The organism is Microbacterium sp. NPDC090003, from assembly GCF_044748385.1.
GTDB lineage: Bacteria > Actinomycetota > Actinomycetes > Actinomycetales > Microbacteriaceae > Microbacterium.
Genome location: NZ_JBIVFW010000001.1, coordinates 903,933 through 918,980, shown reverse-complemented (window position 1 = coordinate 918,980; position 15,048 = coordinate 903,933). Strand labels below are relative to the sequence as shown.

Annotated in this window: 13 protein-coding genes; 7 read left to right on the top strand and 6 right to left on the bottom strand. The window is 67.6% G+C overall.

All coding sequences use genetic code 11. The features are described 5' to 3' along the window. The first annotated feature begins 44 nt into the window (after positions 1 to 44). The 4 genes from ACIPVN_RS04535 to ACIPVN_RS04520 all read left to right on the top strand — a co-directional run bounded on the left by ACIPVN_RS04535 (position 45) and on the right by ACIPVN_RS04520 (position 5,219). Complete coding sequence (locus ACIPVN_RS04535) at positions 45 to 1,118, top strand: glycosyltransferase (RefSeq protein ID WP_400440040.1); 1,074 nt, start codon at positions 45 to 47, stop codon at positions 1,116 to 1,118. A 111-nt stretch (positions 1,119 to 1,229) separates the two neighbouring features. Continuing rightward, positions 1,230 to 3,467, top strand: a complete 2,238-nt coding sequence (locus tag ACIPVN_RS04530; protein WP_400440037.1) for a hypothetical protein — start codon at positions 1,230 to 1,232, stop codon at positions 3,465 to 3,467. 185 nt (positions 3,468 to 3,652) lie between these two features. After that, a complete protein-coding gene (locus ACIPVN_RS04525; protein WP_400440031.1) occupies positions 3,653 to 4,462 on the top strand; it encodes an ABC transporter permease in 810 nt (269 codons plus the stop codon). 4 nt (positions 4,463 to 4,466) lie between these two features. Continuing rightward, a complete protein-coding gene (locus ACIPVN_RS04520) occupies positions 4,467 to 5,219 on the top strand; it encodes an ABC transporter ATP-binding protein (protein WP_400440028.1) in 753 nt (250 codons plus the stop codon). A 7-nt stretch (positions 5,220 to 5,226) separates the two neighbouring features. Here the strand turns inward: ACIPVN_RS04520 and ACIPVN_RS04515 are convergent, their stop codons facing one another. From ACIPVN_RS04515 to rfbA, 5 genes are read right to left on the bottom strand one after another with little or no spacing between them, the layout of a single operon-like run. Continuing rightward, on the bottom strand, positions 5,227 to 6,120 hold the full coding sequence (locus ACIPVN_RS04515; RefSeq protein ID WP_400440025.1) for a glycosyltransferase family 2 protein: 894 nt from the start codon (positions 6,118 to 6,120) through the stop codon (positions 5,227 to 5,229). Further along, complete coding sequence (locus tag ACIPVN_RS04510; RefSeq protein WP_400440022.1) at positions 6,117 to 7,424, bottom strand: UDP-glucose dehydrogenase family protein; 1,308 nt, start codon at positions 7,422 to 7,424, stop codon at positions 6,117 to 6,119. Before ACIPVN_RS04510 ends, ACIPVN_RS04515 begins: the two co-directional genes overlap by 4 nt. Before the next feature lie 4 nt (positions 7,425 to 7,428). After that, positions 7,429 to 8,850: a sugar nucleotide-binding protein gene (locus ACIPVN_RS04505; RefSeq protein ID WP_400440019.1), complete on the bottom strand. Its 1,422-nt coding sequence runs from the start codon at positions 8,848 to 8,850 to the stop codon at positions 7,429 to 7,431. Then, entirely contained in the window at positions 8,847 to 9,845 is a 999-nt protein-coding gene (gene rfbB, locus ACIPVN_RS04500) for a dTDP-glucose 4,6-dehydratase (RefSeq protein WP_400440017.1), read from the bottom strand. Before rfbB ends, ACIPVN_RS04505 begins: the two co-directional genes overlap by 4 nt. After that, entirely contained in the window at positions 9,842 to 10,714 is an 873-nt protein-coding gene (gene rfbA / locus ACIPVN_RS04495) for a glucose-1-phosphate thymidylyltransferase RfbA (RefSeq protein ID WP_247622902.1), read from the bottom strand. The genes rfbB and rfbA overlap by 4 nt, the downstream gene beginning before the upstream one ends. 121 nt (positions 10,715 to 10,835) lie before the next feature. On the opposite strand from rfbA, the gene ACIPVN_RS04490 reads away from it, so the two are divergent. The 3 genes from ACIPVN_RS04490 to ACIPVN_RS04480 are packed head-to-tail and all read left to right on the top strand — an operon-like array spanning position 10,836 to position 13,919. Then, entirely contained in the window at positions 10,836 to 12,773 is a 1,938-nt protein-coding gene (locus ACIPVN_RS04490; RefSeq protein ID WP_400440013.1) for a DUF6541 family protein, read from the top strand. Positions 12,774 to 12,792: 19 nt separating this feature from the next. Beyond that, positions 12,793 to 13,533, top strand: a complete 741-nt coding sequence (locus ACIPVN_RS04485; RefSeq protein WP_400440010.1) for a glycosyltransferase family 2 protein — start codon at positions 12,793 to 12,795, stop codon at positions 13,531 to 13,533. Beyond that, positions 13,530 to 13,919 carry a DUF2304 domain-containing protein gene (locus tag ACIPVN_RS04480; protein ID WP_400440007.1) on the top strand — a complete coding sequence of 130 codons (390 nt, stop codon included), beginning with the start codon at positions 13,530 to 13,532 and terminating at the stop codon, positions 13,917 to 13,919. Before ACIPVN_RS04485 ends, ACIPVN_RS04480 begins: the two co-directional genes overlap by 4 nt. 14 nt (positions 13,920 to 13,933) lie before the next feature. Here the strand turns inward: ACIPVN_RS04480 and ACIPVN_RS04475 are convergent, their stop codons facing one another. Beyond that, entirely contained in the window at positions 13,934 to 14,950 is a 1,017-nt protein-coding gene (locus ACIPVN_RS04475) for a glycosyltransferase (protein ID WP_400440004.1), read from the bottom strand. Between the last annotated feature and the right edge of the window lie 98 nt (positions 14,951 to 15,048).

Sequence of the window (15,048 nt, the reverse complement as noted above, 5' to 3'; positions counted from 1 at the left end):
GCCTCCTCCGGGCCGGAAGCGTACGACGGAGATACTCTGAGCGCATGGGTGCTCGACTGCGTGTTGTTCTGGATCAGCTCGTGCAGGTGGTCGACCCGGATCACGCCGCCGCCGCGATCGAACTCACGCGTGGACTCGTCGCCACAGCGCCCTCGGGGTGCGATGTCGAAGCGATCGTCGCGGCGGGCAGCGAGGTGTCCATCCCCGGTGTCGCCGAGGTGCGGACCCTCGGCCTGGCGCGCCGGGAATTGGCGGCGTCGTGGCAGCTGGGGATCGCCGCCGGTGCCGGCGGGGGATTGATCCATTCGCCGACGCTGATGGCGCCGCTGGTGCGGCACGACCGCATTCATGACAACGACCAGACGACAGTGACGATCTGGGGTCTCGAGGCCTGGGAGGCGCCCGACGTCCTCTCGCGCGCCGCGGTCGCCTGGCAGAAATCGATGCTGCGCCGCGCCGCGAAGCACGCGGATGCCGTCGTCGTGCCGACTCACACGATCGCTCAGCGGCTTCAGGAGATCGCCAAGGTGGGTGATCGCGTGCGTGTGATCGCGGGTGCGGCGCCCGAGGGCTTCGTTCAGCCTTTCGATGCTGCGGCACGCCGCGCCGCACTCTCGCTGCCCGAGCGCTACGTCGTCGTGCACGGCACCTGGGACTCGGTCGCCGATGGGTTCCGGGGGGCGCTGGCCGCCGGGGCGCACGCCGTGGTGATGGATGCGGGGGAGGGGACGGAGCCCCGGTACTCCGACATCGCATCGTCGGCGGGCCTGGCGGAGTCGCGCGTGCACGTCCGAGGGGCTCTCGATATCGACGACCGCGCCGCTGTGCTCGCCGGAGCCGCGACCTACGTCGCGAGCAGCCCGATCGCTGCCTGGCCCTGGCGTGCGGTGGAGGCGATGCGTCTCGGTGTGCCGGTCGTGGGCGTCGACTCGGGGACCCACCGCGATGTGCTCGCCGACGGGGGGCTGCTCGTCGATTCGGGTGACCTGGCCGATGCCGTCGAAAGTGCGGCGGGGGGAGAAGGGGCACGGCTCTCCGTTCTCGCGGCGGACCGATCCCGGGCATTCTCGTGGGCGGGATCGGCCGAGCGCGTATGGGGTCTGCACGCGGACCTGTGAGCGCCAGACGGCTCCTGGGAGACGTCTTCGGATCCGGCGGACACGCCGACACGCGGTAGCCGATATTCCGTAACAGTGGCATCATCACGTGACTTCCGTCACACTGGTCACATGTCTCGACGTGCCCCACGCTCGCGAAACAACCGGAAGATCACCCGTCTCCTCACTTGTTTCCTCGCTGTCACCGCTGTCATCGCCGGTACCGTGCTCCCGGCCGGTGCCGCGTCTGCGGCTGCCTCTGCTGCAGCCCCCGCAGCGTCGACGGTCTCGAACGCCGTCTCGCAGACGGTCGGTGACCCGGCCGCATCCGGGATCGTCAAGAGCACCCTCGCGGGCTTCAACCCCGGCAACATCATCAGCGACGCCGTGTTCACCAACAAGAGCACGATGACCGAGGCGCAGATCCAGACGTTCTTCAACAGCAAGGTGTCGAGGTGCCTGGGCGGCACCGACGAGAACGGCAAACCGATTGTCTGCCTCAAGGACTTCAAGATCACGTCGGTCACGCGTCCGGCCGATCAGTACTGCAGCGGATACTCCGGTCAGGCCAACGAGTCCGCGGCGCGGATCATCTACCGCGTCTCGCAGGCGTGCAACATCAACCCGCAGGTGTTGATCGTCATGCTCCAGAAGGAGCAGGGGCTCATCACCCACACCTGGCCGAGTGCGTGGCGGTACAACATCGCGCTGGGTCAGGGATGCCCCGACACCGCCCCGTGCGACCCCAATTACATCGGTTTCTTCCACCAGATCTACGGCGCCGCGCGTCAGATGCAGATCTACATGGAGGGCCGCTGGTTCCAGTGGTACGCCCCGGGCAAGACCTGGAACATCCTGTACAACCCGAACGCCAACTGCGGCTCGTCCCCGGTGTACGTCGCGAACAAGGCGACGTCGGCGCTCTACTACTACACGCCGTACCAGCCGAACGCGGCCGCACTGCGCGCCGGCTACGGCACGGGCGACGGATGCTCCGCCTACGGCAACCGCAACTTCTACAACTACTTCACCGATTGGTTCGGGTCGACGCAGGGGATCAAGTACCCCGACGGGCCGATCGTCAATGTCGGCAACGACATCTACGCGATCTCCAACGGCACGGCGTACCACATCACCGCGGACGTCTGGCCGGAGTACAGGGCCGCGTACGGCAATCCGCAAGCCACGGTGAACGCCCATATCGCGTCGCTCGGTCAGGGGGGAGCGGCGACGCTCTTCCTGCGAAACGCCACGTCGGGAACCGTGTCGTATCTGAACGGTGGCCAGACCCACCGCTTCCCGAGCTGCGATCTCGTCGCTCAGTGGAAGGGGAGTTGCGCGGCACTGACGGTGTTCGACGCCGATGACTTCTCCACTCCCGCGGTAGGACGCGAGATGACGACGCGTGCGAACGTCAAGGGCGATCCTCGGATCTTCGCGCTCGAGGGAAGCGATCTCGTCCCGTACCAGAACGCGTCGGCGATGGCTGCGTGGGGTCAGAACACCTCCCTGTTCGCGGCCACGATGCCGGCCGCCCACGCGTCGCGCTACACGGCGCTTCCGACTCGCTTCCTGCCGGGGCAGCTCATCACGGTGCAGGGTTCGGATCGGGTCTACCTCCCCACCTCGGACGGCCAGCTGTTCTATGTCGCGAAGTTCGTCAACGCCACCAGCATGGGACTCTCCACGAGTGTGCTCAAGGGTGTGCCGGCGCGGTCGATCGCGCAGCATCCCGGCCGGGCGAACCTCGGGCGGTATGTGGTGTGCAACGGTGGGACGTACTTCACGGCAGGAGGCGCGCTCTATCGCGTCGCGTCGTCCGCCGGCTTCACGACGGTGACGCTGGACGCGCGCACCTGTGCTCTGCTGAAGATCGCCGACGACGCGCAGGGACCGCTCTTCTATGCGGCTGCGGGGAACTCCGCGATCTACGCGGCCGACTCGAACACCTTCCGCCACGTCGCCAACCCGGCGACGCTCGCCGCGCTCAAGGGACCGGGTGCGGCGCGAGTCGTCACGCTCTCGGCGGCGGACATGGCGCAACTGCCCCAGGGGACTCCGCTGCGCGCGGACATCGGTCTCGTCGTGACCCCGGCAGACGGCAAGGTCTATCTCTCCGATGCCGGACGTTTGATCTACCTCAACTCCTGGACGGTGGCCGACGCGCTCGGCCTCCCGCGTGCGGCGATCGCCATCTCCGACGCGGCGGCGGCGACCATGCCGAAGGCCGGTCCGGTGACGACCGTCGTCCGGTGCAATGCACAGCTCTACTCCGCCTCGGGGGGAACGCTGACGAAGATCGCCGACAGCGGGGGAACCGCCGTGACCGAGCTCTCCGCCGCGAACTGCGCCACGCTGCGTCTTCCCTGAGCGCCTCTCTCGCCCCCGGGTGAGCCACGCCCGGACGAGGTCGCTGACGGCTTCCGTCCAGGCGAACGGGCTACGATGAGAGAAGCTATGCGCGCTGACCCGAGCGCGCGACGAGGAGGCGCGGTGGTAGTCAGGTGAGCACGGTCGACGCACGCTTGTATCAATCTCCGGGGCGTGGCCGTGGAGTGCTCGACATCTTCCGTCGTCGCTATCTTCTGCGCCTGCTCGTGCGCAAGGCGACGGCGACGCGTTACCGCAACTCCGTTCTGGGCTGGACGTGGTCGTACGTCAAGCCGCTGTCGCAGTTCGCGGTGTACTACTTCGTCATGGGGATCATCCTCAACATCCACCGGGACGTGGACAACTTCGCGATCTACCTGTTCTCGGGCATCGTCATCATCAATCTCTTCAACGAGGGCTTCAGCAACGCGACGAACTCGATCGTCGACAACGGCGCTCTGGTGAGGAAGATCTATCTCCCGCGAGAACTCTTCCCGGTCGCCGCGATCATCGTGGCGTTCGTGCATTTCCTGCCGCAGGTCGCCGTGCTGCTGGTGATCTGTCTGCTCCTGGGATGGACCCCGTCTCTGATCGGCCTGGCCGCGATTCTGGCGGCCGTCGTCATCGTCATCGTCTTCGCGATCGGTCTGGGGCTGTTCTTCGGCGGGATCAACGTCCGCTTCCGGGACGCGCAGAACGTGGTCGAGATCATCCGGATGTTCTCGACCTGGACCTCGCCGGTGCTCTACATGTGGACGCTCGTGATTGACAAGATGCCGCCGTGGCTCTTCCACATCTACATGTCGAACCCACTGACGGTCGCGGCCGAGCTCTTCCACGTCGGTTTCTGGGCTCCGACGGCGACGTCGACCCCCGGCCTCCCGCCGCATTTCATGGTGTACACCCTGGCGGCGTGCGTGGTCAGCCTGATCATGCTCGTCGTCGGACAGACCGTTTTCCGGCGCTTCGAGCGCAGCTTCGCCCAGGACCTGTGAGCACATGCAAGATCTGATCACCGTCGAGACCTCGACACCCCCGACGATCATCGTCGAGAGCGCCTCGAAGTTCTTCCTCCGTCGCAACTCGCACTCGTTCAAAGAAGCCTTCATCGGGTGGATCCAGCGTAAGAAGGTCGGCACCGACCATTTCCTCGCGCTCGACGACATCAGCTTCCAGGTGGGGGAGGGTGAGTCGGTCGCGATCCTGGGCATGAACGGCTCGGGGAAGTCCACCACGCTCAAGTTGGTGTCCGGCGTTCTGGAGCCGGATTCGGGGCGCGTCCTCACCCGCGGACGAGTCGCCGGTCTCATCGAGGTCGGCGCCGGCTTCCACCCGGATCTCTCCGGGCGTGAGAACGTGTATCTGAACGCGGCGATCCTCGGGATGTCGCGCAAGGAGACCGATGAGAAGTTCGACGACATCGTCGCGTTCTCCGAGATCGGCGATTTCATCGATCAAGAGGTCAAGCATTACTCCTCGGGTATGTTCATGCGTCTGGCGTTCTCGGTCGCGATCCACGTCAAGCTCGACACGCTTCTCGTCGACGAGGTGCTCAGCGTGGGTGACGCACCTTTCCGCGCCAAATGCGCCGAGAAGATCAAGGAGCTCACCGGCCGGGGTGTCACGATGCTCGTCGTGAGCCACGACAGCAACATGGTGAAGCAGCTGTGCTCTCGGGGGATCGTGATCGCGAAGGGCAAGAAGGTCTTCGACGGACCGATCGATGAGGCCGTCGACTTCCTGAAGGGCTGATCCGCGGTCAGCGGCGACGTACGCGGCGCAGCACGCGCCGCCAGAACGACGAGGCGACGATCTCTGCGCGGATGCCGTTCTCGACATCCACGAAGCGCTGATCGATGAACTTCGTCAGGTACAGCACGAGTCCCGAACCGTTGTCCTCGACCCAGCTCCGGAGCGCCTCGTCGCGGATGCTCGCATCGTACTTCGCATGATCGCTTCGCGCCCCGGCGACGCTGTTCGCGGAGTCACCGGTCGCCCCCCGGCGCTGATGCCAGTATGCCAGCGGCTCGTCGCCGAGGTACTCCAGCGGACCGCGCGAGAGGACCTTGAGATTGAAGTCCCAGTCCCCGACGACGGGCAGTTTCTCGTCGTACAGGCCGATCTCGGCGTGCAGGGAACGTCGGTACAGGAAGCCGATCGGGACGTAACGGTTGAAGAGCAGCGTATCGGTGAGCAACGGGGCGGTGAGCTGTGCCTGGAATTCCTCGCGCTCGTCCACGACGAAGCGGCCGTTCTCCTCGTGTTCCCAGACGATCTCGATGCGGGAGACGACGCCCTGACGGTCTGCATGGGCATCGAGGTACTCGACCGCCCGTGCCAGGAAGTCGCGGTGCCAGGAGTCGTCGTCGTCGTGCAGAACGAGGAATTCACCCGTCGCCGCGAGGACGCCGGCGTTCGCGGAGACCCAACGGCCGCGGGACTCCTCGTGGTCGATGATGCGCATGCGGTCACGATCGGTCGCGCGTGGCAGGCCGGCGACGAGAGCGGCGACCTTGGCGGGGTTCCCGCCATCGTTGACGATGATCGCCTCCCAGTCCGCGAAGGACTGTCCTGTGATGCTCGACAGGGCGCGCTCGAGGAAGTCCGGTCGATCCTTCGTCCGGACGACGATGCTGACGCGCGGGGCGCTCATGGTCGGCCCATGCCGTGATACGTCCAGCCGGCAGCGCGCCAGGCGTCGGGGTCGAGGCAGTTGCGCGCGTCGATGATGATCCTGGCCGAGGTCGCGGACGAGACCGTCGCGGGGTCGAGGTCGCGGAACTCCCGCCATTCGGTCGCCACCACCACGACCTCGGCGTCCGCGACCGCAGCGAGTGCAGAATCGGCGTAGGTCAGATCGGGCGCCACACGACGCGCTGTCTCGTTCGCGGCGGGGTCGAACGCCCGCACCTCGATGCCGGCCGCGTGCAGACGACGGGCCACGTCGAGCGCCGGCGAATCACGCGTGTCGTCGGAGTCGGGCTTGAACGCGAGCCCGAGAACGGCGACTCTCCGGCCGTCCGCGGAATCGTCGAGGGCGCCGAGTACGAGGTCCGTGACGCGCTGACGGCGGCGCAGGTTGATGGCGTCGACCTCGTGCAGGAACTGAACCGACTCGCCGACGCCGAGCTCTTCGGCGCGCGCGGCGAAGGCGCGGATGTCCTTGGGCAGGCATCCGCCACCGAATCCGATACCGGCGTTCAGGAATCGGCGGCCGATGCGGGCGTCGAATCCGATCGCGTCGGCGAGCTGGGTGACATCCGCTCCCGTGACCTCGGCGATCTCGGCCATCGCGTTGATGAAGGAGATCTTGGTGGCGAGGAAGGCGTTCGCGGAGACCTTGACGAGCTCGGCGGTGGCGTAGTCGGTGACGACGCGCGGCGTCCCGGCTTCGATCGCCGGACGGTAGAGCTCATCGAGCAGTGCCACGTCCGCGGCGGCGGCATCGTCGCGCTCGACCCCGTAGACGAGGCGGTCGGGCTCGAGGGTGTCCTGGAGCGCGAAGCCCTCCCGGAGGAACTCCGGATTCCAGACCAGGCGGGCTCCGGTCTCGCGGATCGCATCGGCGAGCCGTCGGGCTGTGCCGACGGGCACGGTGGACTTGCCGACGACGAGGTCGCCGGGGGAGAGCACCTCGGTCAGGGAAGCGATGGCGCTGTCGACATACCGCAGGTCTGCGCCGTCTCCGTCGGAACGCTGCGGGGTGCCGACCGCGACGAAGTGCACGGTCGCCTCGGATGCCGCGGCGAAGTCCGTCGAGAACGTCAGAGTTCCCCGGTCGCGGGTACGGGTGAGGAGATCGTCGAGTCCCGGCTCGAAGAAAGGCGCTTTGCCCGCCGCGAGCATCGCGATCCGGTTCTCGTCGACGTCGATGCCGACGACTTCGTGGCCCAACGATGCCATCGCCGTCGCATGCACCGCGCCGAGGTATCCGCAGCCGATGACGCTGAGCTTCATTCCATCAACCCTTCAGACCTGCGACGTAGGCGCGCAGGGACTCTTCCGCAGGAGCGGGCGTGAAGCCCGATGCGACGATCTTTGTGAGGTCCAGGCGACTGTTCCGCGGACGTGGTGCCACCGGGCCGGGTGCCGAGGCGAAGTAGTCCTCCGTGCTCACGGCCGTCACGCGCTCGGGGTCGTGGCCGGCCAGACGGAAGACCTCGCGCGCGATCTGAGCCCAGGACTGCGCCTCCCCGGATCCCGTCACGTTGTAGACGCCGTACGGGGCATCCGCTTCGTAAAGGTGCGCGATCGCGTCCGCGATGTCCGAGGTGAAAGTGAGACGCCCGAACTGATCGCCCACGACGCGCGGGTCGATTCCGCGTTCGGCGAGCGAGTGCATCGTCCGGACGAAGTTGCCGCCCTCGCCGATGACCCAGGAGGTGCGCACGACGTAGTGCCGCGACGCGGTCGAGGCGGCGAGGTCGCCGGCCGCCTTGGTCTGTCCGTAGACGCCGAGCGGACGCAGCGGCGCCGTCTCGTCGTATGCGCCCTCGAGCGTTCCGTCGAAGACGTAGTCGCTCGAGACGTGCACCAGAGTGATGCCGTGATCGTCGGCGACGCGGGCGAGCGCGGCGACCGCCGTCGCATTGGCGGCCCAGGCCTGCTCGCGGCCCTCCGGAGTCTCGGCCAGGTCGACCGCGGTGTATGCGGCCGCGTTGACGATCAGACCGTAGTCGCGCCAGCGGCGAGCACTCGACAGGTCGGCGGCCGTCACGTCGATGTCCGCGCGAGTGGCGTACTCGATGTGCGCGGCATCACCGAACCGGTCACGCAGCGCGAGCCCGAGCTGGCCGGAGGCGCCGAGGATCAGGATGCGCTTCGGCGGGATCGGGGTGACGTCCGCGAGCCGCGGATGCGCCTTGTCCTTCTCGGAGATCTCGACGTCTGCGAGCGGGATGGGCCAGGCCACAGCGGCCGTCTCGTCCGCGAGGTTCAGGAAGGAGTACGACGCGTCGGGGGACCAGTGGTCGTTGACGAGATAGGTGTACGCCGTGTCGGCCTCGAGCGTCTGGTACGAGTTGCCCACGCCGCGGGGCACGTAGATCGCCCGCGAAGGGTCGATCTCGGTGGTGAAGACCGTGCCGAAGGTGGGACCCTCCCGCAGGTCGACCCAGGCCCCGAAGATGCGCCCCGTTGCGACCGAGACCCACTTGTCCCAGGGTTCGGCGTGGATGCCGCGCGTCGTGCCGACGGCGTCGTTGAACGAGATGTTGTTCTGCACAGGGCCGAAGTCCTCGAGCCCGAGCGCCAGCATCTTCTCGCGCTGCCAGTTCTCCTTGAACCATCCGCGCGAGTCCCCGTGGACGGGCAGTTCGAACACGACGAGGCCCGGGATGGGCGTCTCGATCCGTTCGAGCTGCTTCCCGAACGCGGCGCTCACTGGCCCTTGCCCGCGTAGAACGCCTCGACGGCGTCCTTGGACGGCGCCCACCAGGCCTCGTTGTCGCGGTACCACTGGATCGTCGAGGCGAGTCCGGCCTCGAAGTCCGAGAACTGCGGAGCCCAGCCGAGCTCGTCGCGCAGCTTGCTCGAGTCGATCGCGTAGCGGAGATCGTGGCCGGCGCGGTCGGTGACGTGGTCGTACGCGTCCGCGGGCTGGCCCATCTCGGTGAGGATCAGCTCGACGACGGACTTGTTGTCCTTCTCGCCGTCGGCGCCGATGAGGTACGTCTCGCCGATCGCGCCCTTCTCGAGGATCGTCAGAACGGCCGAGGAGTGGTCGTCGGCGTGGATCCAGTCGCGAACGTTCTGGCCGGCACCGTAGAGCTTCGGACGGATGCCGCGGATCACGTTCGTGATCTGACGAGGGATGAACTTCTCGACGTGCTGGTACGGACCGTAGTTGTTCGAGCAGTTCGAGATCGTCGCCTGGACGCCGAACGACCGCACCCAGGCGCGCACGAGCAGATCGCTGCCCGCCTTGGTGGAGGAGTACGGCGACGAGGGGTTGTAGGGAGTCGACTCGGTGAATCGCTCGGGATCGTCGAGTTCGAGGTCTCCGTAGACCTCGTCCGTCGAGATGTGGTGCAGGCGCACATCGTGGCGTCGTGCGGCCTCGAGCAGCGTGTACGTGCCGATGATGTTGGTGTCGAGGAACGGCCGGGGGTCGTTCAGCGAATTGTCGTTGTGCGACTCCGCGGCGTAGTGCACGACGGCATCCGTCTCGGCGAAGAGGCCGTCGACCAGGCCGGCATCCGTGATGTCGCCGTGGACGAACGTGATTCGATCCTCGGGGAGTCCCTCGAGCGAGCGCCGGTTCCCGGCGTAGGTGAGGGCGTCGAGCACGGTCACGTGGTGCTCGGTGTTCTCGATCACGTGGTGGACGAAGTTGGAGCCGATGAAACCGGCTCCTCCGGTGACGAGCAGACGGGTCATGCGTGGCCTCTCTTGAGGATGTCGAGCAGATAGGCGCCGTAGCCGGACTTGACGAGTTTCTCGGCGCGTTCGCGCAGCTCGTCATCGGTGAGGAAGCCCTGGCGCCAGGCGACCTCCTCCGGCATCCCGATCTTCATGCCCGTACGACGCTCCATCGTGCGCACGTACTCGGCGGCGTCGGTCATCTGGTCGAACGTTCCGGTGTCGAGCCAGGCGGTACCGCGCGGGAGGACCTCGACCTGGAGCTTGCCGCGCTCGAGGTACTCGCGGTTGATGTCGGTGATCTCGTACTCGCCGCGGGCGCTGGGCGCCAGGTTGCGTGCGATCTCGATCACGTCGTTGTCGTAGAAGTAGAGGCCGGGAACGGCGTAGTTGCTCTTGGGGGAGGCGGGCTTCTCCTCGAGGGAGACCGCGCGTCCTTCGGCGTCGAACTCGACGACACCGTACGCCTCGGGCTCGGCGACCCAGTACGCGAAGACCGCTCCACCGTCGATGTTCTCGAACCGCTGCAGGCGGCTGCCGAGGCCCGGGCCGTAGAGCAGGTTGTCGCCCAGGACGAGGGCGACCGAGTCGTCACCGATGAAGTCCGCGCCGATCGTGAACGCCTGAGCGAGTCCGTCCGGAGAGGGCTGCTGCGCGAACGTCAGGTTCACACCGAACTGCGATCCGTCGCCGAGGAGGCGCTCGAAGTGCGCAGCGTCGTGCGGCGTCGTGATGACGAGGATGTCCTTGATCCCCGCCAGCATCAGCGTCGAGAGCGGGTAGTAGACCATCGGCTTGTCGTAGACCGGGATCAGCTGCTTGGAGACGCCCAGCGTGATCGGGTGCAGACGCGTGCCGGACCCGCCGGCGAGAATAATGCCTTTCACGCCTCTATGTTGTCATACCGAGCCTGGATCGCCCGTGTCAGGGCCCCCGGGGTGCGCTCACCGAGATCGCAGCCCCGCCGGGATATCCTGGGTCGGTTGTCGGTGAGAGGGTCTGGAACACATGGAAATGCTCGAACTGCTCTGGCCTGCCGCCGTGCTTCTCGCGCTGTACGCCGTCTTGGGCGGAACGTTGGCCTGGCTGATCGGACTGCGCGGGCTCTGGGCCGTGGCCGCCGCACCGGCGTTCGCGATGACCGTGGTGGGCGGTGCGAGTCTGCTCGCCGGCTTCGCCGGAACCGGTTGGTCGATCCTGCCGTGCCTCATCCTGACGGCGGTGATCGGCGTGGGGATCCATCTCGTGCGCCGCCGCGGACGGCGTGGCACGACCTCCTCGCCGTCGACGTCGCGGTGGTGGACCATCGGCGCCGCCGTCGCCGCAGCGGTCGTCATCGGCCTGCAGATCTTCGCGGTGATCGGTCAGCCGTCGGCGATCTCCCAGACGTTCGACAACGTGTTCCACCTCAACGCCATCCGCTACATCATGGAGACCGGAGCCGCCTCGCCCCTCGAACTCGGGCAGATGACGAGCCCGAACGGCGGAGTTCCGTTCTATCCGTCGGCCTGGCACGCGACCGCCGCCATCGTGGCGCAGCTGAGCGGCGTCGGGATCCCCGCCGTCGTCAACGCGCAGACCCTCGTGATCGCCGCGGTCATCTGGCCGGTGAGCGCCATGCTCCTGGCGCGGACGCTGATGGGCAAGACGGCGACCGTCACCGTCGCCGCTGCGATCGTGAGCACGGCCATCCCGATGTTCCCGCTCCTGCCGATGGACTACGGCGTCCTCTACCCGTTCCAACTCGCTCTCGCGATCGTCCCCTTCACGGTGGCGGCGACGGCCTCCGCCTTCGGAATCGGTACATCGGCGAAGGATCTCGCGCCGGGCTGGTGGGGCTTCGTCGCGCTCGGCGCGATCCCCGGGGCCGCCCTCGCGCACCCGGGTGGATTCGTCGCCTGGCTCGCGTTCTCGGTTCCGATCGTCGTCGTCTTCGTGGTGCGCTTGTGGCGCGCGCATCGGTCCGGTCGGGTTCGCGCGGCACTCGCCGTCGGCGTCCTCGTCTATCTCGGCATCGGTGTGCTTCTGCTCATGGTGCTGCGCCCGCCGCTGCCGACACGCGGGTGGCCGACGGAGCGCACGCCGGGGCAAGCGGCACTCGAAGTCGCGCAGGTCTCGATGTTCTACGGAACGATCGCGGTCGGCGTCGCGATCGCCGTGCTCCTCGGCCTCTTCTGGGTCGTGAAGGAGCGCAGTGAGGCGCTGGTCGTCAGCGCAGCTCTCTGGGCGATCGGTGCACTCCTCTTCATCGTCGTCATCTCGTTGCCCATCGGTCCCATCCGCGACGCGCTGACGGGGAGCTGGTACAACAACTGGCCGCGTCTGGCCGCGGTGTTCGGGATCGCGCTGGTTCCGCTCGCGACCCTGGGGATCGCGCGAACGGTCGAGGCGATCGGGCGGCTCTGGTCGCGATTCCAGCCGGACGGTCGTCTCCTGCGTGCGATCGCCGGCGTCGTCGCCGCCGCGCTCGGCTTCGTGGTCCTGCCGCTTCCCGCCATCCCGGCCGCGGTCGCGCAGGCGCAGATCCGCTTCGTGCTGGACGAGGGCTCCTCCCTCATCAGCTCGGACGAGATGGCCCTGCTCGAACGCCTCCCCGAGCACGTTCCCGCAGGCTCCGTGATCGCCGGCAACCCCTATACGGGCACCGCACTCGCCTACGCGATCGGGGGGCGCCAGGTACTCATGCCGCACATCCTGGTCGACGTCTCGGACGATGCGGCGACCATCAACGACCATCTCGCCGACGCCGAATCGATGCCGGCCGTGTGCGACGCGGCAGAAGCGCTCGACGTGCGGTTCGTCCTCGATTTCGGTGAGCGGGAGGTGCACGGCGGGTCTCATCCGCTCGCAGGCCTCGAGGATCTCGAGGAATCGGGAGCGGTGCGCCTGGTCGACAGCCAGGGCGATGCCAGACTGTACGAAGTGACCGCCTGCGGTCTCGGCTGAACACGGAGAGACTTCCCTCATGAGCGACACCACGCGCATCGATCGCGTCCTCGTCCTCGTCCCCGCGTGGAACGAGGAGCGCAGCGTCGGTGACACCGTGCGCGAGATCCGTGCGGCCTCGCCTCGGTACGACGTCGTGGTCATCGACGACGGGTCGACCGACGACACTGCGGAGGTCGCCCGCGCCGCAGGCGCGTCCGTGCTCTCCCTGCCTTTCAACCTGGGGGTGGGCGGCGCGATGCGCACGGGGTTCACCTATGCGGCGCGCGAGGGGTACGGGTCCGCCATCCAGGTGGATGCCGACGGGCAGCACGACCCCGTGGAGATCGACCGGGTGCTGGCCGGTCTGGAGCACGCCGACATCTCGATCGGAGCACGCTTCTCCGACGTCGGCGACTACTCGGTGCGCGGGCCCCGCCGCTGGGCCATGGTCTTCCTCGCCTCGGTGGTGTCGCGCATCGCCAAGACCCGGCTGACCGACGTGACGAGCGGCTTCCGGGCGGCGAACGCGCGCGCGATCGCCCAGTACGTGCACTATTACCCGGCCGAGTACCTCGGCGACACCCTCGACTCCCTCGTCGCCGCCCTGCACGCAGGGCTCAAGGTCACGCAGGTCGGCGTCGCGATGCGCCCCCGCGCGCACGGCAACCCCAGCCAGGGGCCGCTCGGTTCCACCGTCTACCTGCTGAGGTCGGTGTTCGCGCTGCTGCTGGCCGCGATGCGACGTACGGGTTCGCGGCGGAAGGAGGAACGCGCATGATCGTCTTCGTCGGGATCGCTCTCGCCGTCCTGATCCTCGTGATCGTCCTGTGGATGCTCCTCACGCGCAAGCTGCGCGAGAAGTACGCCGTCCTGTGGCTCGTGATCGCCGTCTCGGTGCTCATCGTCGGGTTGTTCCCCGGCCTGCTGGGCGCGCTCACGGCGTTGCTCGGTGTTCAGGTTCCCTCGAACCTGCTCTTCGCGACCGCGATCCTCCTGCTCCTCGGCGTGGCCCTTCACCTCTCGTGGGAACTCAGCCAGGTCGAGGAGGAGACGCGGCGCCTCGCGGAGGAAGCAGCCATCCTCCGCACGCAGCTGGAGAGCGTGGAGGACCGGCTCGCGACGCTCGAGAACCCGCCCTCGGGTTCGTCCGGCGACCGATCGTAGGTCCGCGCGGAGCCTCAGCGCCGCGGGGCGGTGACGGCTCGGGCCACGGCACGCCGGCCGCCGCTGAGCGCGCCGCCGATCCAGCTCGCGCGGTACTCCCAGGTGAAGCGCTCCGGGACGATTCCCCGGGCTCGCCCCGCACGGAGCAATGACAGCGCGGTGCGCAGCCTGCGGGGACGGCCGAAGGCCAGTTCCTGGCGGGAGTCTGTCGCGTCGTCGGTGCGCCGCGCAACGAGGGTGTCGACCATCAGCTGGCGCCAGCCCACGTACGCCCAGAACGTCATGCGGAAGATCGACCGTGGGCTCCGCGAGCCCTCGAAGCGCTGGGACTGCGCCAGGACGTTGGTGATGGAGCTGCGGAAGCTTCCGCTGCCCAGCCTGCTCGGGTCGCCGAACACGTTCGCGTCGTGCTGGACGTAGTCCTGGACGACATCATCGATGATGCGGGTTCCGCGGTATGCGGACGCGACGACGGCGAGCCAGTGATCGTGGGCGGCCGCGCGAGTCGACGCTCGGGGGAACGGCAGCGCCGTGGGCAGCAGCTCCGGGTCGAACAGGCAGAGCGAGCCGGTGAACTCGTTGGAGAGGATCGTGAAGATCGCGCCGTGGTCGTGTCGCGTCGTGCGGCCCGTCTCGACCTCGGACGGGTAGGAGACGAGCCGGGCCTGCGCCGAGACGAGCGACACCTCGTCGAGGTGCGGGAGGAGCTTCTCGATCTTGTCCGCGTCCCACCGGTCGTCCTGGTCGCACAGGGCGATCCACTCGCTCCGCTCGTCGACGGCGAGGAGGCCGCGTTCGAAGTTCAGATAGAAGCCGAGGCGCGTGCCGTCGCCGACGACCCGGAATCTGCTGTCTCCGTCGGTGATCTCCGCGACCAGGGCGGCGATCGGTTCAGGATCGCCGTCGACCGAGATCACGCACTCCCACTCGCGGACCGTCTGCTCCTGCAGCGACGTCAGCTGCCGGCGGAAGAGCTCGGGGTCGGGGGAGTAGGCGGCGAGCACGATCGTGCCGAAGGAGTGTGTCGACACAGGTGGCCCTCCGGGGTCTGCGGGGTTTGGACAGCGAATGAAGCTAGTCTAAATGCGCCATGCTCGTGATTCCCGTCTCCGTCCGTCGTCCGGTGCGT